General features: G+C 43.3%; 1 protein-coding gene. It reads left to right on the forward strand.

Translation table 11 applies throughout. The annotated features are described in order from the left end of the window. Positions 1-682 (forward strand): translation initiation factor IF-2 N-terminal domain-containing protein (locus J7R10_RS08370; protein WP_208436454.1); only part of this gene is annotated, 682 nt, incomplete at both ends.

Below are 682 nucleotides of genomic sequence, written 5' to 3' on the forward strand. Positions count from 1 at the left end.
ACGCGTGAACAAGCGGAAGAAGAAGCAAAACGTGCAAAAGAACGTGAAGAAAGTTTGCGGCAATCAGTTCAAGAAACCGAAATACACAAAGAAGAAGAAGAACGCCCACCAGTACAGACTCCATCTCTTACCTCTATTCACTACCCTAGCGAATTGATAGATATCCCTATCACGCCTAAAAATACAGTTGTGATTGAAAAGCGTAGAGCAGATGATAATAAAGAAGACGAACGCCATAACCGACGCGCTAGCCCCGTTAAATCAGAAGTGCGTACCCCTAAAGTTGTGAAAGGTACTGATGAGCGACGCCGTGGAAAGTTAACCCTCAATAGCGCTTTAGACGAAGAAGGTAGCGCACGTGGACGTTCAATGGCTGCAATGCGTCGTAGGCAAGAGAAATTTAAACGTGCACAAAACCAAGAACCAAGGGAAAAAATTTCTCGCGAAGTTATTCTTCCTGAAACCATTACTATTCAAGAGCTTGCGCAGCGTATGACTGAGCGCTCCGTTGATGTGATTAAATTTCTGATGAAACAGGGACAGATGATGAAACCTGGCGATGTTATTGATGCAGATGTTGCTGAGCTCATCGCCGTTGAATTTGGTCATACTGTTAAACGTGTTTTGGAATCTGACGTAGAAGAAGGCATTTTTAATATAGCTGATAATCCTCAAAACATGC

The organism is Bartonella vinsonii subsp. berkhoffii ATCC 51672, assembly GCF_902825225.1.
GTDB lineage: Bacteria > Pseudomonadota > Alphaproteobacteria > Rhizobiales > Rhizobiaceae > Bartonella > Bartonella berkhoffii.